Source organism: Serratia proteamaculans (genome assembly GCF_013337185.1).
Classification (GTDB): domain Bacteria; phylum Pseudomonadota; class Gammaproteobacteria; order Enterobacterales; family Enterobacteriaceae; genus Serratia; species Serratia proteamaculans_D.
Window position 1 is genome coordinate 906,796 of record NZ_SWDE01000001.1, and the last position, 23,482, is coordinate 930,277.

A 23,482-nucleotide genomic window follows, 5' to 3' on the forward strand; every position below is an offset into this window, starting at 1 on the left:
GCAGTTTTTTGTCATGATGAAAATACACGCGATCACCGGCCCGCTATCCAAAGCACGCCACCAGCGCTGTTGCGAATGCGACCTGCTGTTTGTGTTGCCGCCACTGAGCGGCAAACAGGCGGCCTACTGCCCGCGCTGCGATGCCAAGGTGGTCAGTGGCCGTGACTGGTCGATGACCCGGCTGACCGCCATGGCGGTCACCATGCTGCTATTGATGCCCTTTGCTTTCAGCGAGCCGCTGATCAGCATCCGTCTGCTGGGGGTGCGTATTGACGCCAGCCTGCTGGAAGGCATCTGGCAGATGAGCCACCAGGGGGATCCTCTCACCGCCAGCATGGTGGCGTTTTGCACTATTGGCGCCCCGCTGACGCTGGCGTTGTCGCTGCTGTACCTGCGTTTCGGCCACGCACTGGGCATGAACCTGCGGCCGGTGCTGCTGATGCTCGATCGGTTGAAAGAATGGGTGATGCTCGATATTTACCTGATCGGCATGGCGGTGGCGACCATCAAAGTGAAGGAATACGCCGATATCCAGGCCGGCAGCGCGCTGATCGCTTACCTGGCGCTCACCCTGCTCAGCATCCTGACGCTGATCCACGTCAATCTGGAGCAACTGTGGGAACGCTATTATCCGCAGGAACAACCGAAAGGCCTGCCAACGGCACTGCATATCTGCCTGTCCTGCCATTTCACCGGCTATCCTGACCAACGTGGGCGTTGTCCGCGCTGTCATATTCCGATGTGTCACCGGCAGCCCTATAGCCTGCAAAAAACCTGGGCGGCGCTGATTGCGGCGATGATTTTATTGATCCCGGCCAACCTGATGCCGATCTCCATCATTTACGCCAATGGCGCACGAATGGAAGACACCATCTTCTCCGGAGTGGTTTCGTTGGCGACTTCAGGCAATGTGCCGATCGCCGCCATCGTGTTCATTGCCAGCGTACTGGTGCCCTTTACCAAGGTCATTGTGCTGATCACCTTACTGTTCAGCATTCATTTCAAGACCTCGCACAGCCTGAGAACGCGTATTCGCCTGCTGCGCCTGGTCACCTGGATCGGCCGTTGGTCGATGCTCGATCTGTTTGTTATTTCGTTAATGATGTCGCTGGTGAATCGCGACCAATTGTTATCTTTTACTATGGGGCCGGCAGCCTTTTATTTTGGGTCTGCGGTTATTTTAACTATTCTTGCCGTAGAGTGGCTGGATAGCCGATTGATTTGGGATGCACATGCAACAGGAAACGCCGAATACACCGACTGAAGCGCGGGTCAAAAACAAGCGCCGTATTTCGCCATTCTGGTTACTGCCGTTTATTGCCCTGCTGATCGCCGGGTGGCTGGTCTATAACAACTTCCAGGAACGCGGTACCACGGTGACCATTGATTTCCAGTCCGCGGCGGGCATTGTCGCCGGGCGTACTCCGGTACGTTATCAGGGGGTGGAAGTGGGCACCGTACAGAGCATCAGCCTGAGCAAGGATCTGCGCAGCATTGTGGTCGAAGTCAGCATCAAGAGCGACCTGGAAGACTCGCTGCGCGACGGCACCCAGTTTTGGCTGGTGACGCCAAAAGCCTCGCTGGCGGGCGTATCCGGCCTGGATGCGCTGGTGGGCGGTAACTACATTGGCATGATGCCAGGCAGCGGGCAGCCGAAGACCCACTTCACCGCACTCGATACCCAGCCCAAATACCGGCTCAACACCGGTGAGCTGATGATTCATCTGCATGCTGACGATCTCGGCTCGCTCAACACCGGTTCGCTGGTGTATTACCGCAAGATCCCCGTAGGTAAGGTATATGACTACACCATTGCCGAAGGCAACAAAGGCGTCACTATCGATGTCCTGATCGACCGCCGCTTTGCCAATCTGGTGAAGGGCAGCAGCCGTTTTTGGAACGTCTCGGGCTTCAAGGGTGATTTCAGCCTGGCGGGCGCCTCGGTGCAGATGGAGAGCCTGGCCGCTCTGGTCAACGGCGCCATCGCCTTTGACTCACCGCTTGACGGTCAGCAGGCCAAGGCCGATCAAAGCTATACCCTGTATCCGGATCTGGCGCACAGCCAGCGCGGCGTGAACATTACTCTGGATCTGCCGAGCGGCAATAACCTGAGTGAAAACCGCACGCCACTGATTTATCAGGGATTGCAGGTGGGTACTCTGACCAAACTGACGCTGCAACAGGACAGTAAGGTCACCGGTGAACTGACCATCGACCCGTCGGTGGTGGATTTAATGCGCAGCGGCACGCGAATTGTCATGCGCAGCCCACGCCTGAGCCTTAACGACGCCAAACTCAGCCAGTTGCTAACCGGCAATACGCTGGAACTGGTACCGGGCGAGGGTGAACCGCAACAGCATTTCAACGTGCTGGACAGCAGCGAAACCCTGCTGCAACAACCTGGCGTGCTGACCGTGACGCTGAACGCACCGCAAAGCTACGGAATCGACGTTGGCCAGCCGCTGGTGGTGCACGGCGTTAAGGTCGGTCAGGTGATGAGTCGCGCCCTGACGGACAACGGCGTGGTATTTACCGCCGCCGTCGACGCTCAATATCGCCGCCTGCTGCACAAAGACAGCAAGTTCGTGGTCAACAGCCGCGTCGACGTCAAACTGGGCCTGGACGGCATGGAAGTGCTGGGAGCCAGCGCGCAGGAGTGGCTGGACGGCGGCGTGCGTATCATCCCCGGCAGCAAGGGCGAGCCAGTTGGACAGTATCCGCTGTATGGCAATAGTGAAAAGGCCGAGGCAGGGATCATCGGCAACAGCCCTGCGCCAACCCTGACGCTGACCGCCGTCAGCCTGCCGGACGTGCAGGCCGGTTCGGTGGTGCTGTACCGTAAATTCCAGGTGGGCGAGATTGTTAACGTGCGTCCAAAGGCCAACGAATTTGAAGTCGATGTTTATATCAGCCCGGAATACCGCAAGCTGCTGACCAATGAAAGCATCTTCTGGGCCGAGGGCGGTGCCAAGGTACAACTCAACGGCAGCGGTCTGACGGTGCAGGCTTCACCGCTCAACCGGGCGCTAAAAGGGGCCATCAGTTTCGATAATTTGCAGGGCGTGACGCTGAGCAAAGGCGCCAAACGCGTGTTGTACGCCACAGAAACCGCCGCCCGCGCGGTCGGCAGCCAGATAATCCTGAAGACCTACGACGCCAGCAAGCTGTCGCCAGGCATGCCACTGCGTTATCTCGGTATCGATATCGGCCAGGTAGACTCGCTAAAATTGGCACCAGAGCGTAATGAAGTGTTGGTCAAGGCGGTGCTGTACCCGGAATACGTGCAGACCTTCGCCCGCCTTGGCAGCCGGTTCTCCATAGTATCGCCGGAGATTTCCGCCGCCGGGGTCAGCAACCTCGACACCCTGCTGCAACCCTACATTAACGTAGAGCCAGGCCGTGGACGCGAGCTGCGCAACTTTGAACTGCAAGAGGCCACGATTACCGACTCGCGCTACCAGGACGGCCTGAGCGTGATCCTCGACGCGGCCGAAACCGGCTCGCTGCAGATTGGTACACCGGTACTGTTCCGTGGCGTAGAGGTGGGTACGGTAACAGGCTTCTATTTGGGCGCCATGTCCGATCGCATCCACGTCGCGCTGCGTATCAGCAAGAAGTACCAGTATCTGGTGCGTAACAACAGCGTGTTCTGGCTGGCTTCCGGCTACAACCTGCAGTTCGGTCTGACCGGTGGAGTCATCAAGAGCGGGACCTTCCAGCAGTTCATTCGCGGTGGCATTGCTTTCGCCACTCCGCCGAGTATTCCGCTGGCACCGAAGTCAACGCCGCAAAAGCACTTTATGCTGAATGCGGAAGAGCCCAAAGACTGGCGTGAATGGGGTACCGCCATCCCTAAAGAGTAAATTCCCAACCCTCTAAGGGGCTCGGCAATGCCGGGCCCCTACTTTTTTCGGTTTATGGTAAACTCCTGCCCTTATTTATTTTGATTGCTGCCAGAGAGCTCACCCCGTGGCCAAACCTGCCTGCGTTTTTTTGCCGCCCGCCTTTCTTGACGCGACGCGCGCCATCATGCCCGCCGACCTGTCGATGGACGATTTCATTGCCGCCTGCCAACGCCCACTGCGCCGCAGCCTGCGGGTCAATACCCTGAAGATCAGCGTTGCCGATTTTCAAACGCTGGTGCAGGACTATGACTGGCAGCTGGAGCCCATCCCCTGGTGTGCGGAAGGCTTTTGGATCGAACGCAAGGACGAAGAACTGCGGCTGGGCAGCGCGGCAGAACACCTGAGCGGCCTGTTTTACATTCAGGAAGCCAGCTCAATGCTGCCGGTCAGTGCACTGTTCGCCGGGGCCGAAGCGCCGCGCCGGGTGCTGGACGTCGCCGCGGCACCGGGTTCCAAAACTACCCAGATAGCGGCATTGATGAACAACCAGGGGGGGATTGTTGCCAATGAATACTCTGCCAGTCGGGTCAAGGTGTTGCACGCCAACATCAGCCGCTGCGGCGTAAAGAATGTGGCCCTGACCCACTTTGACGGCCGGGTATTCGGTGCGGCGTTGCCGGAAAGCTTCGACGCCATTTTGCTCGATGCCCCCTGCTCCGGTGAAGGCGTGGTGCGTAAAGATCCGGACGCCATGAGCAACTGGTCGCCGGCCAGCGTCGCCGCCATCGCCGACACCCAGCGTGAGCTGATCGACAGTGCCTTCCATGCTCTGGCCCCAGGCGGCGTATTGGTCTACTCCACCTGCACGCTCAACGCGCAGGAAAACCAGCAAATCGTCAACGGGCTGTTGGCAACCTACGGCGATGCGGTCAGCATTGAACCGCTGGGTGACTTGTTCCCCGGAGCTAAACAGGCGTTAACGGCCGAAGGCTTTCTGCACGTGTTCCCGCAAATCTACGACAGCGAAGGCTTCTTCGTGGCACGCTTGCGCAAGCACCACTCTGTGGCCCCACTGGCGAAACCAAGCTATAAGCTGGGCAAATTCCCGTTCACCCCGCTATCCGGCAAGGATTCGGCCGAGGTAGCTCAGGCTGCAGCGGCTTCCGGCCTGGTCTGGGATGAAACCAGCCGTCTGTGGGCTCGCGATAAAGAAATCTGGCTGTTCCCTGCCGAGCTGGAAGCGCTGGTTAATAAAATACGTTTCTCGCGTATCGGGCTGAAATTGGCCGAACGATTCACCAAAGGCTACCGCTGGCAGCACGAAGCGGTTATCGCATTGGCGGTGGCGGATGGCAAACAGCGTTTTGAACTGGATGCCACACTGGCGCAAGAGTGGTTCCACGGCCGGGATTTATACCCAGAGCCACCGCCGCAGACCGATGAGTGTATTGTCACCTATCAGCAACAACCGTTGGGCATCGCCAAACGCATTGGCAGCCGGATCAAAAACAACCTGCCGCGCGAACTGGTTCGTGACGGCGTGTTGGATTTCCACCAGTAATCCCCTGTCTCTGGCCGGAAAATTCCGGCCAGTTAATACCGCTAATAATATTCCGACAGGAGAATATTATTATTCTAATCATTTTACCCGCTGGGTATTCTCGTCCCTTCCCTTGAGAAGATAACGACGCCTTTCAAAATAAAGAAAATTTTCAGCCTTTCACCAAGACAATTCCGGCTTCTTATTCTATTAATTAAACTGTAAATAAATTAATGCGTTTATCCTTTTCTGGATGGCGTCTTTTGGGGCTCACCTTTAACACGGCAAGGAAAAAGACATGAAAAAAATTCTGATGGCATTGACCTCGGCAGCCACCTTGCTGTGCGCAAGTGGCGCAGCCAACGCAGCAGGCACTATTCAGGGTAATCTCGGAGTAACCTTAACCATCGGCGCAGGCTGCGTAGTCGGCGGCGGTGACAGCACGGGTAGCGTCAACGACTTTGGCGCCATTAGCTTCGGCACCTACTCTTCCCTGTCCAACATTATCGACGCCAGCGCAACCGGTTCCGGCGGTGCAGGTACCCTGTCGCTGACCTGTACCACAGGAACCGCCTACACCGTGGCGTTAAACAACGGGTTGCACGTAGGTGCCGGTAACCAGCGCCAAATGGCCAGTACGGCGGGTGCCTTGATCAAGTACAACCTCTACCAGGATCAGGCCCGCGCTACCGCCTGGGCCAGCGGTGCCAACGCTCTGACCGGCACCGGTACCGGCGCCGCAGTACCCTTGATTGTCTATGGCCGCGTCCCGGCGGCCGCTACCACGCCAGATCCTGATACCTACAACGATACGGTGACCATGACGGTAACCTGGTAACAGTGCGGCAGGGTGTTTTGGGCTGTGGATTGCTGGTGTTAAGTCTGGCGGTAAATGCCGATAGCAAAACCGCCACCATTGGCGTCAGCGCCACCTTGTTGAAGGCATGCGAAGCCGGCAGCAGCTCGGGTGGCAATGTCAGCTTTGGCTCACTGGACTTCGGTACGGTCTATTTCCTCACGACCAGCGTCAGCGTAGCCGGCCAGCAAAACGCCGGGGCCATTCGCGTCAAGTGCAACAATGGCACCAGCTACAATGTCCTGCTTAACGGGGGACAAAGCGGCAACACCGCTGCCCGCTATCTGAAAAGTGCCGCCGGCCAGCAGGTGAACTACAACCTGTATACCAACAGTTCGCACAGCACCATCTGGGATAACCTGACCGGGGTGTCGCAAACCGCCAACGGTCAGGATAACTGGTTACCGGTGTACGGCATGATCCCGGTGCAATCCACCCCGCCGATCGGCAGCTACACCGATACCGTGCAGGTCACCATCAATTGGTAATGGCAATGCGTATTTTAAGCAGTGGTTTACTGCTCTGGATGATAACGCCGCCAGTACTGGGCGACACCGGCGTCAACGATCAGCAAAAGACCCAGGCAATGACCGTCAACGCGACGGTGGTTAAAGGTTGCATCCTGGGTAGCGGCAGCAGCGATGTCACCACTTTCGGCAACCTCAGCTTTGGTCAGGTCTCTTCGTTAGCCAGCAATATCAGCATTGTTTCCAGTTCCGGGGCCGGCTCCGTGCTGTTTCGCTGTAATCCTGGCCTGAGCGTCACGCTGGCGCTGGGTATCGGTAACAACGTTACCGGCTCCATCTCCGCCGGACGCAAATTAAAAAATACCCTGACCCCGGAAACCCTGATTTACCAGCTCTACCAGGACAGCAATTATTCCACCATTTGGGGCGATGGCACCAACGGCGGCAGCACTGAGATCGTCGCCGCGACCGGCAGCACCCAGGAAATAAAAGTTTATGCCCGTTTGTTCTCGACCAGTACCCTGCCCACCAGTGGCACTTACAGCGATACGGTCTTACTGACGGTCACTTATTAGTATTTTGAAATAAGGATTTAGCCATGCGTATACCCTTCCGACTGCCATTGACGGCAGCGCTGATGATTGTCGGCCAACAACAGGCGCTGGCCGCCGCCTCGATCCTGATTTGGCCCATTGACCCGGTAATTGAAGATCAACAGCCCGCGACGGCGCTGTGGCTGGAAAACCGCGACACTAAACCGGTCTATATGCAAGTTCGCGTACTCGGCTGGAAACAAACCGCCGGCAAAGACGATTACAGCAACCAGAGCGAAGTGATCGCCAGCCCGCCGGTGGCCTCTATTGCCCCAGGCAAACGCCAACTGATCCGACTGGTTAAACAAACTCCTCCGCCCGCCGGTCAGGAGCGTGCCTACCGCATTCTGATTGATGAAGTCCCGGTGAAAGATTCAGGCAGCCAATCCACACCTGACGGCGCGCAAATGGGGTTGAAATTCCAGATGCGCTATTCGGTACCGCTGTTTGTCAGCGGTAAAGGCGTCTGGACCAAGCAGGACTCGGAAAAACCGCGCGATTATGCCACCGCCAGCCAACCGCAGCTCAGCTACCGCCTGTTGCAGCAAAGCAGCCAGCGCTGGCTGGAGGTGCGCAACCAGGGCATAGTTCACGCGCGCATATCCAAAGTGACCATGCAGGGGAAGACGCTCAATGCCGGCCTTATGGGTTACGTGTTGCCCGGCTCACAAATGCGCTTTGCCCTGCCGGCATCAGGCAGTTTCAGCAGCGGCCAACTGAAAGCCACGGTTAACGACAATAAGCAACCAGTAACCCTGCCTGCTTATTGAGTATCCAATGCAGTTAATCAGGGTGCCGTCACCCCGGCATAACGGGTTCGGGCTCAAACCGTTAGCCTTCGCCATACTCTGCGCAGTGGCCACGCCGTGGCTGCCGTATGCTTACGCCGATGATTTACCGCCGCCGCCCAGCGCCATCAGCATGCCTGATACCACCTTGTATCTGGAGCCGGTGGTCAATGGTCGTCAGACCGGCAAAGTGGTGCCGGTGAACTACCGAGGCGGCCACTATTATCTTACGCCGCAGCAGTTGCTCGATGCCGGCCTGCCGGTGGCGGATAAACAGGCGAAAGAAATTGCGGTCGACCAATTGGAGAAAGTGGACGTCACCTACAGTGGCGACACCCAGCAGCTGATGATCAACGTCCCCAACGACTGGTTGCCCAATCAGAAATTCAACGCTCAAAACCCGCTGGATCGCCTGCCGGCACAAAGCAGCCTCGGTCTGCTGTTCAATTACGATCTTTACGCCAGTCAAAGCAGCGCCAACGGCCAGCCAGGCTATCTTTCCGCCTGGAGTGAACAGCGGCTGTTCGACGGCTTTGGCGTAGTGTCCAACACCGGTATTTTCCGCGGCAGCTTTAACACCACTGCCAACAGTGACCAGGACAACCGCTATATCCGCTACGACAGCCAGTGGCGCTATAACGATGACGAACGCCTGCTCAGCTATACCGCCGGCGATCTCGCCACCGGCGCCCTGACCTGGAGCAGCTCGGTGCGTATTGGCGGCGTTCAGCTGGCGCGAAATTTTGCCTCACGCCCGGATCTGATTACCTATCCGCTGCCGCAGTTTTCCGGCCAGGCGGCACTGCCCAGCAGCGTCGATCTGTATATCAACAGCTATAAAAACAGCAGCACCAGCGTTAACCCTGGCCCTTTTACCCTCAATACCGTGCCCTACATTAACGGCGCCGGGCAGGCCACGGTGGTGACTACCGATGCGCTGGGCCGGCAAGTCAGTACCGTGGTGCCGTTTTATGTCGCCAGCAATCTGTTGCAGGCCGGCATGAGCGATTTCAGCCTGTCCAGCGGAGCGCTACGGCGCAATTATGGTATTAGCTCAGCCGATTATGGGCAGTGGGTGGCCAGCGGCAGCGGGCGTTACGGCGTCACGGATTGGTTAACCCTGGAAGGCCGTGCCGAAGGAGCCGCCGAGTTGGCGGTGGGCGGCGCAGGCGCCAATATTCGGGTTGGTCAGTGGGGGGTATTCAATGCTTCTTACAGCTACAGTCAGGCCGGCGACAATGCTTTTAACGATTATCAGCCTTCGCAGCAACGCAACTACTACGATCCGCTGACCGGTCAACCCATCCCTCAGCCCGACACGCAGCCGGTCTATCAGTACAGCACCAACCATGGCGATCAGAGCAGCATCGGCTACACCTACAGCAACCGCTATTACAGCCTGAATGCCCAGCGTATCCTGCGCAGTGCGGGCTTTGGCGATATTTCGGTGTATAAAAGCGACTATCGCCTGAGCCGCCGTACCGATCAACTGACCGGCAGTATTGGTCTGAACCGATTCGGGAGCATCGGCGCGGGGTATTTCGATGTACGTGATGCCATTGGCCAGCGCACTCGCCTGGTTAACTTCTCTTACAGCATTTCACTGTGGCGCAATACCAGCCTGTATGCGTCAGTAAACCGTGAAATCGGCAGCAGCGGCTACAGTGCCCAACTGCAACTGTCTATCCCGTTCGACAGTTGGGGGACCGCCAGCGTCAGCGCCTCACGTGACAATAATAACCGCTGGAACCAACGCGTCAGCTACAGCCGCGCCGCACCGACCGATGGCGGTTTGGGCTGGAACCTGGCCTATGCCGACGGGCAAAGCAGTGAAAGCTACAGCCAGGCCGATATCACCTGGCGCACCCGACTGCTCGAAGCCCGCGGCGGGATGTACGGCAACAGCGATGATTACACCCGCTGGGGCGAAGTCAGTGGTTCGCTGGTGGCGATGCAAGGCGATCTGTACGCCACCAACACCATCAACGATGCTTTTGCGCTGATCTCTACCGACGGCTACCCGGACATTCCGGTACGCTATGAAAATCAGTTAATCGGCGTGACCAACGCCAAAGGCTATCTGCTGGTGCCGACCGTCACCTCCTATTACCACGCCAAATTCCAAATCGATCCGCTTAATCTGCCGGCGGACGTGGCGGTTCCCAACGTAGAGAAAACCGTGGCGATCCGCGATCACAGCGGCTTCCTGGTCGATTTTCCTGTCCAGCAAATCTCCGCCGCCGATGTCAAACTGGTCGATGCCCAGGGGAAACCGCTGGCCAACGGCAGCGAAGTGGCGGTTATCGGTAGCAAGCAGCAAAGCTATGTCGGCTGGGATGGCATGGTCTATGTGGATCCGGTACAGCGGCAAAACCGGCTGAGCGTCATTCCGGCCGACGGCAGCGCCCCCTGTCAGGCGCAATTTAGCCTGACCAAAACCCAGGGTGTCCAAAGTATCGGGCCCATTGTTTGCCAGTAATTGATGATGGAGAAAAATATGATTAGTGGATCCAAGGCGTTATTACTGGCGCTGCTGCTGCTCATCGGCCGACAGGCGCTGGCCGACTGCGTTACCGCCAACGGCAGCGTCACCTTGCCAGGCAGCAGTACTTTCGCGGTTTATAATGGCTCGCTTAGCGCGCAGGGCACTGCCGGACTCAACTGCAGCGGCCTTGGCCTGTCACTGCTGACGCAAAATACCGTGACGGTAAAGATTAACTCAACCACCCACAACATGGCGCTGGCCAACACCGACGGTTCCGGGGATACCATTCCCTACCTGATTTACCCCGATGCGAATTACCAATATCCCTACAGCGTCGGGCAAACCATCGATTACAGTTCGTTGAACCTGCTGACGCTGATCCTTATTTCCCCCAACGTCAACTTTCCGCTGTATATCAAGACCACCGCCGGGGCTAACGTCCGCTCCGGTACCTATACCGATACGGTCAATCTGGTATGGAACTACCATATTTGCGGCCTGGGCTTGATTGGGTTGTGCATTTGGTGGGATGGCACCAATAAACCCAGTACCGTGACGATAAGTCTGACGCTCACCAAAGACTGCCTGTTCGGCACCGCGCAGAACGTCAACTTTGGCAGCATGGCACTGGTCGGGCAGTTTAACCCGGTGAACCAGAGCATCACCCTCACCTGCACCAAAACCGAGGGCTACAACACCTACTTTACCGACGGCAATAACCCGGTGACCGGCTGGCGGCGTATGAAAAACGGCACCAGCAACTATATGCAGTACCAAATTTACCTGCCCAACAGCACCACGGTGTGGAACAGCACCAACAAGCAAGCCGGAGCGGGTACCGGGCTGGCACAAAGCATTCCTTACCTGGCGCAAATCAACCCGGCGCAAACCGAAGTACCGGTCGGCACCTATCAGGACAACATCAGTTTTGTGGTGGAGTATTAAGCCCGGCCGCTAGCCGCGGAGTGTTAATGTTGCCAGCTTGTGTTTTTTATGTGGCATTTTTTGCTCATTTGGCTATGCTGATGATGACGGCCTCAACTGGTCACACCTCATACCAGAACATCAAGCAAGGAGTTCCAATGGGCAAAACCGTGGTAAAAATAGGCAGTTTCGAGGTCGATGATGCACATTTGTCCTCCTCGCCCGAGCAGGCCAGCACGCTGGCGATCCCTTGCAAGTCGGATCCCGATCTGTGCATGCAGTTAGACGGTTGGGATGAGCACACCAGCATTCCGGCGATACTCGATGGCAAGCAATCGCTGTTGTATAAGCAGCATTACGATCGGCAAAGCGATGCCTGGGTGATGCGATTAGAATGAAAGATGAAAAACTGAAGAACGCGCTGTGTCCCCTCAGGAGCACGGCGCGTTTTTTTATGTGATAGCAATACCACGGCCGGCGAAGAAACGACCAAAGCTGCTCAGCGGCAAGGTCACCTGTTGGCGCGTAGCCGGGCTGTCACCGGAAGGATTGTGAAAGGTCACACCATCGCCCTCAACGGCGGTAACCAACACCAGATGGCCACCCCGCTGCGGCGGCGTCTGCTCGGGCCGGCGAATGCCGGGATGCACCGAGGCGATAAAATAACGCCGCTGCGCCAGTAACTGCGGCAACGCTTCTACCTCAACACCGACCCGCACCTCGGCCTCCAGTGCAAACTGCTCACGCACATAGTCGACAAATGGCGCGTAAATCAGCCCCTTGATACGCTCACCTTCACGTACGTAAGCGCCGTAGGGCAGACTGCGGCGAGCCAGCTCCAGCAGTGACGGAGCATCCCCGTCGCGGTGGCTAAGTACCATTTTCAGGCAGGCCATGCCACAGACGTGATTGGCCCACTCGATATATTCCGCCCGATCGCGTGCGCCACTGAGCGCCCAGTTGGCATCATCCGCCAGCGTCGCTCGACCGGCAATCAGCGCGGCCGCCAGCTCGGGCGTCGCCCATTGGCAGACGTAAGGGACAGAGGAGGTCAAATCAGAAAGTCTCTGCCACTTTGAAATTCATCAGCACCAGCGTCATATCCGGTGAGAACAGCTCATATTCCTCGAAGAAGCTCTGCAGCTCTTTGCGCCAGTAGGCCAGGGAACGGTCACCCTCGCCTTCTGCAAAAGCATGGGCTTCATCAACCTGATCGTAGGTTTTCATCTCGACCGACGTCAGCTCTACCGCACACACCGGGTTGCCTTTACCATCAACCACCACAAACACATCACCGGCCAGTGGGATGCCTTCACCGTCAAGATTGGCGCAGGTGGCCGTTTTGGTGCCGTTGAGGATCAGTTTGACCACTTCATCGGCCTGTTGCTCGGTGTTGCCAAACGCCCAACGTTCGGTGTTTTCATATTTCTTCGGAATTTCGTTCGCCATTGCCATACCTTTATTGAATGAATCATTGTGCAGACAGAATAGTACAACGTATTCCCCGCTGCCTGCACCTGCCGAATTCACTCTCAATCTTCTAATCCCGCAGCTTTACAGGCAATTTACGGTAAATCCCTGTGCCTATGTCGGGACAACAGGCATACTGTGAACGCAATTCACTCCATGGCTATCAGCCAGGCGGCAAAATGAAGCATGACGACCAAAATTCCGATGACACTTTCAGCGCCTTGTTAAAGGTGCTGGCAGCGGTGGTGATTGCTATCTTTATTATCGCCGTCTGGTATTTCAGCTGATCGGCAAAACAGGAGGTCACATTGGCAACCAAACGCATGCGTACCAAACACTGGAAGATGTTTTTGATACTGTTGCTGATCTGTCTCGCCCTGCTGTTATTGCGCTGGGCGGCGATAGTCTTTGGCTAATGGCAGGGAGCAAAACAGATGGCAAAACGAAACGGCAACGGAGTACAGATCGCCTTACTGCTGCTGGCACTGGTGATTTTGGTCTGCGGTATTTTGATGATCACCACTGAGCTGGGTCATCAGGTACTTGAAGAGATCGAAGATATTCTTGAGTAATGCCAGTCCGGCCGGACACTGGCTCACACCACCTTATCCCCGTTCCCGCTCTGCGGGCTGTTTGGTTTCCGGCTCCAGCAGCTCACGCAAATAGGCAATCCGCGCCTCCCCTTGCGGCAACCACAGACGACACAGCCAATGTGGCACTTCTGCCGGCTGACTCCGGCGATGGTACTCAGCCAGTTGCTCGATCAGTTTCATCATTCACCCTCCACAGATTCAACACTGTCAGTATTGGGTGAAAAAACCAGAAGAAATACTGATGGCTTATTTTTTATGCTTCCTGTTTTAATATTGTGCGATCGGTGCGGTGGCGAACCCCTGGCTCAACTGCTACATTGACCAAAAATCAGCCAGCCGAGGTAAGCGATGATGTTCTCGGAGCAGGAGATAAAACCGGTGTGGGATGAAGTGGCACGCTTGATCGGCGACAGCGTGATGCAATTACGCCATCGCGGCGAGGTTTTATCGGTAGAAACGTTGGCGAAGCACCTGGCGCGGCAACTGGCCGACTGTCACGATATTGAACGGCGGATCCTGATTGGTGCCGCGATCAACATGCTGAAAGATGGAAAATGAATCGCCAACCGAAGAAGGTTGGCGATTCAGCAGAAGCCCGAGGTATGCAAGCCCGGCCTTCTGTACGCAATTATGTCAGGCTAACATGACGGAATTAATAGGAATTGTCGGGTTTTCCTCAAAATACCGAATTTTTATTGCTATCTAACCTCAGGCCAGCACGAAATCACTGGTTTCCAGCGGCTGCCCCACCACTTTCACCAGAAAATCGCTAGCGTCAAACCCGCCGCCCAGATTGATGGCTAAATCGCTGACGTGCGCCTGCGCGTCGTAGCTCAGCATTGCCTCACCAGCCTTGCCGCTGAACTGACTGACAAATTCGATGCCATTATTGCTGCCGGTGTTAAACAGCGACAGATCAATTTTATCTTCACCACTGACAAAATCGACGATCCAGTCCGGCGCATCAGCACGTGACTCGTTGGCAGCGAAATAAACGAAGGTGTCTTTGCCCCCATTACCAAACAGATGATCCGACTCGCCGCCACCGTACAAAATATCGTCCCCGGCGCCGCCCAGCAAAATATTATTGGTGTCGTTGCCGATGATCACATCATTGCCCGCGCCACCAAAAGCATTTTCGATAGTCACACCGGCAGCAATAGAAACGTTACCCTTCAGCCCACCGACGTCGGAGAACGATTTTTCGTTGAGGTTAATTCGCTGATTTTGGTTAAAGCCGGAGAAATCGAAGGTATCGGTGCCACCGGCATCCCAGGCGCTAAACACGATTTTGTCCTGCGCATGGGTGGCGGTGAGGAAATCGCGATCGGTGTTGGAATTAAAACCGTAAACCGTATCCCCGCTGCGGGTGCTCATGTTGGCACCGTAGAAATGCTGGATGGCCGTAATGTCATTTAACAAGGGAGCGGAAGAGTAAGCGCCCTGAAAATCCTGGCCCGTGCTGCTCTCGCTGAAATAACTCATCACGCTGTGGGCGCGGCTGTCCTCAAAGTAGGTCGCATCTTTGGTGTAGGTGATGCTAACGCCCGGTGCAGCATTGTAGTCCCCAGGGTGCTGCAACCCCAGCGCGTGGCCAATTTCATGAGTTAACGTCTGACGGCCATATTCGTTTTCGTTAATCAGGTTATTGGCGAACACATTACTTTTGGCGTTATACCAGGTCTGCCCCGCCACCGAGGCAGAAGTATCCGGGTTATAAGCGAAGGCATAAGAACCACGCGAGCTGACATCGAACAGGCCAAATTTGATATTGGCGTTTTGGGTATCGCTGGTTTCGGTAAAGGTGATATTGGCAACATCTGACCAGGATTGCAGTGAGAGTTTCGCCTGCTCGCGCTGCTGCTGATTAAAGCTGCTGAACCCACTGATTGCCATGCTCGACATATTGCCCGGTGCCTGTTGCCAGAAACTGTAACTCAGGTTAACCGCGATGTCGGTCACGCCTTTGTCGTGCCAGCTCCGATCGCCGCGGATCAGTTCCAGCCCCGCATTCTCAAAGCTTTTTGAGGGATGAATCACGTTCAGCAGCGGATCGCTATCGGGTTTATAAGCGCCCTGCAGGGCCAATACGCCGATAGCTTCAGCGGAGGCGTTAACCGATTGATTATTTGATGACATACCTGTATCTCCATATTTGTCATTTCAATGTGCCGAAGGCATCACTGACGGATGGCCTTAATGGCCGTGGTCCGGTGCTGGATAAATACGGGGATTTCGGTAATGCGGCTGGCGCCCTCCATGAGCACTCTTAATGAGAACGATAATCCCTTAAATAAAAGAATAGCCACTTTTGATTAAAATACAGAATTATCTGATAAAAAATAATCCCGTCGATTTCAAACCTGTTTGAGTGCTTATTATTAGCCAGCAGCAAAATAAAAAACCGGGGTAATTCACCCCGGCATCCATAATTTAATCCGGCCTCAGATTAACCACCCCAACAATAGCGTGGCGCCAATCACGGTGGACGCACCGCCGATGCGGGTGGCGATTTGCGCGAACGGCATCAACCCCATACGGTTGGAGGCGGAAAGGATCGCCACGTCGCCAGTCCCACCTAACCCACTGTGGCAGCAGGTGACGATGGCCGCTTCAACCGGGTACATCTTCAGGTAAGGCGCAATCAGGAAGCTCACCAGCCCCATCGACAGCACCACCGAACCACAGACCACCACATAGCCTACCGAGAACACTGCCACCACGCTTTCCAGCGGTACGTACAGCATGCCCAGGCCAATCATCAGCGGCCACACCAGCGCGGTTGAAACAAACTTATAAAAACTGTGCGCACCGGTTTCCATTGAGGTTGGGATCACCCGGCAATATTTGCACAGCACCGCAAACAGAATCATCAGCACCGGACCGGGAATATGGACGATGTGTTCGAACAACCCGCCAACGATAAAGAACGCGCAGATCACCAGCAGTCCGCCGCCCATCAGCTGGAAATCAACGTTGCCAGTGCTTTCTTTGATAGCAAACACCGCGTTGTCCTGCGCCGAACGGATCAGCATGCCGTCACCGCTTAACGCCTTGCGCTTCATCCCCAGACGAGCCAACACCCCCGCCGCCACGATGGCGAAGATATTGCCCAGTACCGCCGCCGGTGCCAGTTGCGCCACGTACACATCCGGCGTCGATCCCAGAATGGCCGAATAAGCCAGCGACAGCGGCAATATGCCTTCGCCGATACCACCACCGATAATCGGCACAATGATAAAGAAGAAGGTGTGGTAGAAGGTAAAGCCAAACAGTTTACCCACCAGCAACCCGGTCACCACCGCCGTCACCGTGCCGACCACCAAAGGCACGAACATACGGATCATGCCCTGGATCAGGATCACCCGGTTCATGCCGAGAATGCTGCCGACTACCAGGCTGGCGATAACAAAATACAGCAGGTTGGCGTCTTTCATCAGCAGATGGACGGTGCCCATCACGTTCGGCTGGAAGAAATTAAAGTAGACCAGCACCGAAGGCACCATCAGACACAGGATGGCCGGGCCACCGATATCACGCAACACCGGGATACTTTTGCCCAAATGCGCCAATGCAAAACCCAGCGTCATAATCACCGCCAGGCCGCCAATCATATTCTTGGGTAAAAAATTGGCATAAGCCGACACGGTGACAATGGCACAAATAGTGATAAACAACGCCACTGGCACAGCACCGATATTCATTTGCCGGAATTGGTTAATTAATCCTGATGAATCAGGCTGCAACGTCTCTTTCTCACAGGCAATTTCTGCATTTATCTGTTTCATTATTCACCCTGCTGACCAGTGTTCAGTGTGGAGCGGCTCGTCTAAAGACATATGAAATAATTTAAGGAGTTAACTCAAATCATTATCATAGACACGATGTAAAATTTGATTTTTTATAATGATTAAAATAGTGGACAGCCCAGAAGATATGATAAAAAATAAAAATACAAAACAAAATGGCGCCTTATTAATTCAATATTGTGAGCCCCCACAGATGTTGGTTTTAATTAATTATCGTCAGCATTTTGTAATTAAAATAATCAGGCGTAAATTCGCTGCTATGCTATAGATGGAAGTAAAAATCCGTGCGTTTATTAATGAGAACCGGAGCGGTAATTAGCTGAATCCGGTCAGCTGTACCCGAACCTGCTTCTGTGCGCGGCACCGTGCAGAAAACAGGCAATAATATATGCTCCATGGCTTTCAGATTGTCGCAACAGCGCGACAGGCCGAAAGTCTGCAGGCATAGAACTAATAAGGAAGTAGGATATGTCTTCAATCGCGATTACCCCACAAACACTGGCCCGTTACGGCATCCATCAGGCTACCGAAATCGTCCATAATCCAAGCTACGAGCAGCTGTTTACCGAAGAAACCCGTGCCGACCTGCCGGCACTGGAGCGCGGTACGCTGACCCGCCTGGGAGCGGTCAACGTCGATACCGGTGAATTCACCGGCCGTTCACCGAAAGATAAATACATTGTGCGTGACGACACCACGCGCGATACCGTCTGGTGGTCCGATAACGGCACCGGAAAAAACGACAACCAGCCGCTGTCGCCAGAAGTCTGGCAGCATCTGAAAACGCTGGTGGGTAACCAGCTTTCCGGCAAGCGCCTGTTTGTGGTGGACGCCTTCTGCGGCGCCAATGCCGACACCCGCCTGAAGGTGCGTTTCATCACCGAGGTGGCCTGGCAGGCGCACTTTGTCAAAAACATGTTTATCCGCCCGACGGATGAAGAACTGCAGAATTTCGAACCGGACTTCGTAGTGATGAATGGGGCCAAATGCACCAACCCGGACTGGCAACAGCAGGGGCTGCATTCAGAAAACTTCGTTGCCTTTAACCTGACCGAGCGTATCCAGTTGATCGGCGGCACCTGGTACGGCGGCGAAATGAAGAAGGGCCTGTTCTCAATCATGAACTACCTGCTGCCGTTGCAGGGAATCGCCTCGATGCACTGTTCAGCCAACGTCGGCGAACAGGGTGACGTGGCGGTGTTCTTTGGCCTGTCCGGCACCGGTAAAACCACCCTCTCCACCGATCCCAAGCGTCAGTTGATCGGCGATGACGAACACGGCTGGGATCATGACGGCGTGTTCAACTTTGAAGGCGGCTGCTACGCCAAAACCATCAAGCTGTCGCCACAGGCCGAACCCGAGATCTATCAGGCCATCCGTCGCAACGCGCTGCTGGAAAACGTGCAGGTGCTGGCCGACGGCAGCATAGATTTCGATGATGCCAGCAAGACTGAAAACACCCGCGTCTCCTACCCGATTGAACATATCGAAAACATCGTCAAGCCAGTGTCCAAGGCCGGCCATGCTAAGAAAATCATTTTCCTGACCGCCGATGCCTTCGGGGTGTTGCCTCCGGTATCCCGCCTGACGCCAGAACAGACTCAGTACCACTTCCTGTCCGGCTTTACCGCCAAGCTGGCCGGTACAGAACGCGGCATTACCACGCCAACGCCCACCTTCTCCGCCTGTTTCGGCGCCGCGTTCCTGACGCTGCACCCGACGCAGTACGCCGAAGTGCTGGTGAAACGAATGGAAGCGGCCGGAGCCCAGGCCTATCTGGTGAATACCGGTTGGAACGGCAGCGGCAAGCGTATTTCCATCAAGGACACGCGCGGCATCATCGACGCCATTTTGAACGGTGAGATTGAACACGCCGAGACCTTCACCCTGCCTATCTTTGGCCTGGAAGTCCCGACCGCGCTGCCAGGAGTTGACCCTTCCATCCTCGACCCGCGTAAAACTTATGCGGACGAATCACTGTGGCAGGAGAAAGCTCAGGATCTGGCACAGCGCTTTATCGATAACTTTGCCAAATACACCGTGACACCGGCGGGTGAAAAGCTGGTCAGCGCCGGCCCTAAACTTTAAGGCTGCAAGAGCTGATGGTTAAATGGTAGGGGCGCCGCATGCTGCGCCCACTTGCGTATTGGGACGAACATGTTCGTCCCCTACGGCAGGTTTCAGCACTCAAGGGGCCAATCGGCCCCCTTTTTACGCCAGTTGCTGATCCAGATTGATCAGCGCCTGTGCCAGCACCCTGGCACCGTCAGCCAACTGTTGCTCGGTAATCGACTCTTCCGGGCAATGGCTGCGCCCGTTCAGACAGGGTATAAACACCATTCCTACCGGCCCGGTGGGTGCCATATACACCGCGTCATGCCCGGCACCGCTTGGCAAACGACGGCTGGCCAGCCCGAGCGATTGCGCCGCAGCGTCGATCGCCTGCATCACCCTTTCCGCACAGGCCGTGGGCCGTGCCCGACTGACATGCTGCAACTCCACCTGTAACCCCAGACTCTGCAAGCGTGGCAAACAGGTTTCCAGCAACAATTCAGGGAAACTGTCCAGCACCTGCTGACTGTCGCTACGCACCTCAAGCATCAGTTCCACCCGGCCCGGCACCGCATTAGGCACATTGGGCGTCATGGCAATACGGCCCACGGTCGCCACCACATAGTGCGGATTACCGCTCTGCTGCGAGGCTGCCGCATGCGCCTGCTCGATCACCTGCGCCGCACCCACCAGCGCGTCGCGACGAATATCCATTGGCGTGGTACCGGAGTGATCCGGCTGGCCAATCACCGTTACCAAGACCCGGCGAATGCCGACAATGTGCGTCACCACGCCAATCGGCAATTGCTGACGCTCCAGTACCGGCCCCTGTTCGATATGCAACTCAACGTAAGCGGCGGTGCCACCGGGCAAGCGCAGTGGCTGGTTCAGTTTTTCCGGCTGAGCGCCGATTCGCGTCATCGCCTGCGCCAACGTTTCACCCTGCGCGTTCTTCGCCGCCAGCATGCCACTGTCCAGTTCACCACAAAGCGCCCGGCTGCCGACGCAGGAAATGCCGTAATCGCTCGGCTCCTCGGACAGAAAATCGATCACCTCAAACGGATGCTGCAAACTGATCGCCTGCTGATGCAGGCTGTGGGCGATCTCAATCCCCGCCAACACGCCGATAATGCCATCAAAGCGGCCGCCGCCGACCACGGTATCGCAATGCGAACCGGTAACAATCGGGGCCAAATCCTGGCGCAGCCCGGCGCGGCGGCCGATCAGATTGCCCCCCTCGTCCAGCGTCACCGTCAGCCCGGCCTGCTTCATTTGCTCCGCCAGCCACAGACGCGCTTCGCTGAACAACGGCGTAAAGGCACGACGCGTCCAGGGCACCTCCGGCAGTGTCATCTGCGCCAGATGATTAACCCTGGCCCACAAACGCTCACTATTAATTAATTCGGTCATTGGCCTTCCCCTTGAGCGGCATGCGGGCGCAGAAACTGGCCGGCACCCGGCGAATTAACAATCTGGCCGTTGGCGAATACCGCCTGGCCGCGACAATAGGTGGTTTCCACCCGCACGCTGAACTCCATCCCCTCAAAGGCGCTCCACTTCACCGCCGACAGGCTATTGGCCGGGTCAAAGCGGTAATGTTCAGGCTTCAAAATAACGAAGTCGGCATCCATGCCGATATCAAAGCTCCCTTTGCGATCGTCGAGCAAAAAATGGCGTGCCGGATTGCGACACAGCAGTTGCGCCACGGTAGTCGGTGCGATGCCATGTTGCTCGCACCCGGTCCATAGGGCCGGTAACAACGTCTCCAGCCCCGGTCCGCCGGAGGCATTTTTGAACACGTTGGCGTCCCCTTTGCGTTCCAGCCCCCAGCTGACGTGGTCGGAAGAAACAAAAGTGCAGTTGCCCTGCGCAATATGGCTCCACAGCAATTCGGTTTCCGCTTTCGGGCGGATCGGCGGGTAGTGCTTGGTCTTGGCACCAAACTGGCGCGTGTGCTGTTCGTGGTTCAGCATCAGATATTGCACGCAGGTCTCAATGCTGACCGGATAGCCGGCTTGCTGATACATCCGGTACAGTTCGAAACCGCGTGAGGTGGAAACGTGAACCGCATGGGCACGCGCACCGCTTTCTGCCCCCATCTCATAGATCAACGCCGTCGCCAAATTTTCGATCAGCGGCGTGTGGGCGCGCATAAATGCATCCCAACCGGTATCACCCGCTTCGGTCATCCGCTGGATATTCTTGCGCGTCAGTTCCTGCATCTGGTTGTGTACCGCGCAGGCCAGCCCGGTCGGGGCGATCAGTTGGAAGGCGTGCATCAGATCGTCTTCATCTACCCGCGGGAAGCGGCCCGGCGTGGCTTCAAAGGTAGAGAACTTGAAGGCGCAGACCCCGCCCTCGATCAGACCCGCAGCGGCGTCAAAGCCGTAGGTGGAGTTCAGGGTGCCAAACAGCGCCACGTCGACATGACAGTCACGCTCTACCTCGGCAATTTTGGCCTCCAGCAGGGCGCGGCAGGCCACCGGCTGCGGATCGTCATAAGGCATATCGACCATCACCGTAATGCCGCCCGCCGCTGCCGCCCGCGATGCCCAGCCCAGGCCTTCCTGGTTGGCCTGGCTACCCGAATGCACCTGCCCGTCAATCACACCCGGCAGGATCCACTTGCCGCTGGCGTCGAGCACCTGTGCCGCCTCGGGGGCCTGCCCGCTGCCGCTGCCAATGATTTTACCGCCGGCGATCGCCAGCCAGCCGTCAGGCGTCATCCGCTCGGCATCCACCAGGTTGCCCCTGACCACCAGCTCTGGCCGTTGACTCAAATTCATAACGCCTCCCCTTATTTCAATTCGCCCAACAACTGCATAAACATGCAGGGTTATCAGCTTTTCAATCGGCCGGTTGTGCCGATACCAAGGCCAGTGTAGGGTGAGGCTGTCTATTCTGTCTTATGCTTGTTTATCACTCATGCATAACAAAATGTTAACCATTGTGGAGGGCATGTGCGTTTAAACCTCAAGCAAATCGAAGTGTTCCGCGCCATCATGCTGACCGGTTCCATCAGCGGCGCCGCCAAACTACTGCATGTGTCGCAACCCGCGGTATCAAGATTGATCGCCTATACCGAGCAACGGTTAGGCCTGACCTTGTTTGAACGTATCAAGGGGCGGCTGTACCCAACGCCCGAGGCGCGCCATCTGTTTGTCGAGGTCAACTCGGTGTATCAGGGGGTGCAGCGGGTTAACGAAGTGGCCGAAGATTTGATCCAAAACCGTATGGGCCACCTGCGCATCGCCTGCAGCCCGAGCCTGGGCCAGGGCCTGATCCCCAGCGCCATTGCCAGGTTCCATGCACAGTTGCCCGAGGCACGGGTGATCCTGCACACCATGATCCCGGACGTGTTGTTGCAGGCGGTACTGACGCAACAGGTCGAACTGGGTGTGGCCTTTCTGCATGAAGGCCATCCGAATGTGCATTCGCGCCAGCTATACGAAAACCGGCTGGTGGTGGCGCTGCCTGCCACTCACCCGCTGACCGCCAAAAATGTGATTAGCATCGAGGATTTAATCGACCAACCCTTTATCGGCTACGGCACCGAGATCCCGATTGGTCAACTGGTGCGCAAGCTGCTGGATGACGCCGATATGATCCTGCGCCCTACCGTTGAGGTGCAGCAGATCCACGTGGCCTGTGCGCTGGTACAGGCTGGGGTGGGTATCGCGCTGATCGACGAAATCACCGCCAATGGCCCAGTGTGGACCAAAGTGGTTTTCCGGCCGATAGAACCCACCGCCAAAACGCCTATCAGCATCGTGCATGGTATGTACGAGCCCCTGTCACGCCTGGCCCAGGCGTTTATCGCCACCCTGGAGTCGGTGCAGATCCACTGGTCGCGCTAAGCGGTTTTACCGCTCTCTGTGGCGCCGCTCTCCGGCGTGATGACGCTATAACTCATTCACCTGCTCCATGGGTTAACATTTTGTTATACGCAGGTGATAAAAAGTAATGCGACATTTTACCAGACCGCCCCCTAGTATCGAATTCCGGTAGCGCAACTATTCATAGATTATTCATTCAAGCGCAATCTCACCGATACTTTCAG

At 56.3% G+C, this 23,482-nt stretch carries 22 protein-coding genes; 15 read left to right on the top strand and 7 right to left on the bottom strand.

Going from position 1 to position 23,482, the window contains the following annotated elements; all coding sequences use genetic code 11:
- The first annotated feature begins 16 nt into the window (after positions 1–16).
- From yebS to FCL49_RS04260, 10 genes are all read left to right on the top strand, one after another.
- The gene (yebS, locus tag FCL49_RS04215; RefSeq protein ID WP_174353460.1) at positions 17–1,264 is read left to right on the top strand and encodes a membrane integrity lipid transport subunit YebS; all 1,248 of its coding nucleotides are present in this window, start codon (positions 17–19) and stop codon (positions 1,262–1,264) included.
- On the top strand, positions 1,233–3,863 hold the full coding sequence (locus FCL49_RS04220) for a PqiB family protein (protein ID WP_174353461.1): 2,631 nt from the start codon (positions 1,233–1,235) through the stop codon (positions 3,861–3,863). The genes yebS and FCL49_RS04220 overlap by 32 nt, the downstream gene beginning before the upstream one ends.
- A 106-nt stretch (positions 3,864–3,969) precedes the next feature.
- Positions 3,970–5,406: a 16S rRNA (cytosine(1407)-C(5))-methyltransferase RsmF gene (gene rsmF, locus FCL49_RS04225; RefSeq protein WP_174352546.1), complete on the top strand. Its 1,437-nt coding sequence runs from the start codon at positions 3,970–3,972 to the stop codon at positions 5,404–5,406.
- Between the two features lie 277 nt (positions 5,407–5,683).
- Complete coding sequence (locus FCL49_RS04230; protein ID WP_174352547.1) at positions 5,684–6,223, top strand: Csu type fimbrial protein; 540 nt, start codon at positions 5,684–5,686, stop codon at positions 6,221–6,223.
- A gap of 2 nt (positions 6,224–6,225) precedes the next feature.
- Positions 6,226–6,729, top strand: a complete 504-nt coding sequence (locus tag FCL49_RS04235; protein WP_174352548.1) for a Csu type fimbrial protein — start codon at positions 6,226–6,228, stop codon at positions 6,727–6,729.
- 5 nt (positions 6,730–6,734) lie between these two features.
- A complete protein-coding gene (locus FCL49_RS04240; protein ID WP_174352549.1) occupies positions 6,735–7,283 on the top strand; it encodes a Csu type fimbrial protein in 549 nt (182 codons plus the stop codon).
- Positions 7,284–7,306: 23 nt separating this feature from the next.
- Positions 7,307–8,071: a fimbrial biogenesis chaperone gene (locus tag FCL49_RS04245; RefSeq protein WP_174352550.1), complete on the top strand. Its 765-nt coding sequence runs from the start codon at positions 7,307–7,309 to the stop codon at positions 8,069–8,071.
- Between the two features lie 7 nt (positions 8,072–8,078).
- Positions 8,079–10,568, top strand: a complete 2,490-nt coding sequence (locus FCL49_RS04250) for a fimbria/pilus outer membrane usher protein (protein WP_438827225.1) — start codon at positions 8,079–8,081, stop codon at positions 10,566–10,568.
- Between the two features lie 18 nt (positions 10,569–10,586).
- Entirely contained in the window at positions 10,587–11,519 is a 933-nt protein-coding gene (locus FCL49_RS04255) for a Csu type fimbrial protein (RefSeq protein ID WP_153860708.1), read from the top strand.
- Positions 11,520–11,656: 137 nt separating this feature from the next.
- Positions 11,657–11,896, top strand: a complete 240-nt coding sequence (locus tag FCL49_RS04260; RefSeq protein WP_012144844.1) for a YebV family protein — start codon at positions 11,657–11,659, stop codon at positions 11,894–11,896.
- 54 nt (positions 11,897–11,950) lie between these two features.
- Here the strand turns inward: FCL49_RS04260 and FCL49_RS04265 are convergent, their stop codons facing one another.
- Both FCL49_RS04265 and FCL49_RS04270 read right to left on the bottom strand, forming a co-directional pair.
- Complete coding sequence (locus FCL49_RS04265; protein ID WP_174352551.1) at positions 11,951–12,553, bottom strand: C39 family peptidase; 603 nt, start codon at positions 12,551–12,553, stop codon at positions 11,951–11,953.
- Between the two features lies 1 nt (position 12,554).
- Entirely contained in the window at positions 12,555–12,947 is a 393-nt protein-coding gene (locus tag FCL49_RS04270) for an ASCH domain-containing protein (protein WP_012144842.1), read from the bottom strand.
- Positions 12,948–13,276: 329 nt separating this feature from the next.
- On the opposite strand from FCL49_RS04270, the gene yniD reads away from it, so the two are divergent.
- Complete coding sequence (gene yniD / locus FCL49_RS24645; protein WP_012144841.1) at positions 13,277–13,384, top strand: small membrane protein YniD; 108 nt, start codon at positions 13,277–13,279, stop codon at positions 13,382–13,384.
- 18 nt (positions 13,385–13,402) lie between these two features.
- Positions 13,403–13,540: a hypothetical protein gene (locus FCL49_RS04275; protein WP_017892602.1), complete on the top strand. Its 138-nt coding sequence runs from the start codon at positions 13,403–13,405 to the stop codon at positions 13,538–13,540.
- Positions 13,541–13,573: 33 nt separating this feature from the next.
- Here FCL49_RS04275 and FCL49_RS04280 read toward each other — a convergent pair whose 3' ends face one another.
- Positions 13,574–13,744 (bottom strand): hypothetical protein, encoded by a 171-nt coding sequence (locus FCL49_RS04280; protein WP_174351920.1) that lies wholly within the window; start codon positions 13,742–13,744, stop codon positions 13,574–13,576.
- A gap of 165 nt (positions 13,745–13,909) precedes the next feature.
- Here FCL49_RS04280 and FCL49_RS04285 point away from each other — a divergent pair, with 165 nt between their 5' ends.
- On the top strand, positions 13,910–14,119 hold the full coding sequence (locus FCL49_RS04285) for a hypothetical protein (RefSeq protein WP_135316259.1): 210 nt from the start codon (positions 13,910–13,912) through the stop codon (positions 14,117–14,119).
- Positions 14,120–14,269: 150 nt separating this feature from the next.
- Here the strand turns inward: FCL49_RS04285 and FCL49_RS04290 are convergent, their stop codons facing one another.
- Positions 14,270–15,700, bottom strand: coding sequence for a serralysin family metalloprotease (locus FCL49_RS04290; protein ID WP_174352552.1), 1,431 nt, complete (start codon positions 15,698–15,700; stop codon positions 14,270–14,272).
- A 305-nt stretch (positions 15,701–16,005) separates the two neighbouring features.
- The gene (locus FCL49_RS04295) at positions 16,006–17,349 is read right to left on the bottom strand and encodes a 2-hydroxycarboxylate transporter family protein (RefSeq protein ID WP_174352553.1); all 1,344 of its coding nucleotides are present in this window, start codon (positions 17,347–17,349) and stop codon (positions 16,006–16,008) included.
- Positions 17,350–17,838: 489 nt separating this feature from the next.
- Between FCL49_RS04295 and pckA the strand changes: the two genes are divergently transcribed.
- Entirely contained in the window at positions 17,839–19,458 is a 1,620-nt protein-coding gene (gene pckA / locus FCL49_RS04300) for a phosphoenolpyruvate carboxykinase (ATP) (protein ID WP_135316256.1), read from the top strand.
- 123 nt (positions 19,459–19,581) lie between these two features.
- Here pckA and FCL49_RS04305 read toward each other — a convergent pair whose 3' ends face one another.
- Positions 19,582–20,832 (bottom strand): Zn-dependent hydrolase, encoded by a 1,251-nt coding sequence (locus tag FCL49_RS04305; RefSeq protein WP_174352554.1) that lies wholly within the window; start codon positions 20,830–20,832, stop codon positions 19,582–19,584.
- Positions 20,829–22,208, bottom strand: coding sequence for a dihydroorotase (locus tag FCL49_RS04310; protein ID WP_174352555.1), 1,380 nt, complete (start codon positions 22,206–22,208; stop codon positions 20,829–20,831). The genes FCL49_RS04305 and FCL49_RS04310 overlap by 4 nt, the downstream gene beginning before the upstream one ends.
- 174 nt (positions 22,209–22,382) lie before the next feature.
- Here FCL49_RS04310 and FCL49_RS04315 point away from each other — a divergent pair, with 174 nt between their 5' ends.
- A complete protein-coding gene (locus tag FCL49_RS04315; RefSeq protein WP_135316253.1) occupies positions 22,383–23,279 on the top strand; it encodes a LysR family transcriptional regulator in 897 nt (298 codons plus the stop codon).
- Positions 23,280–23,482 lie beyond the last annotated feature (203 nt).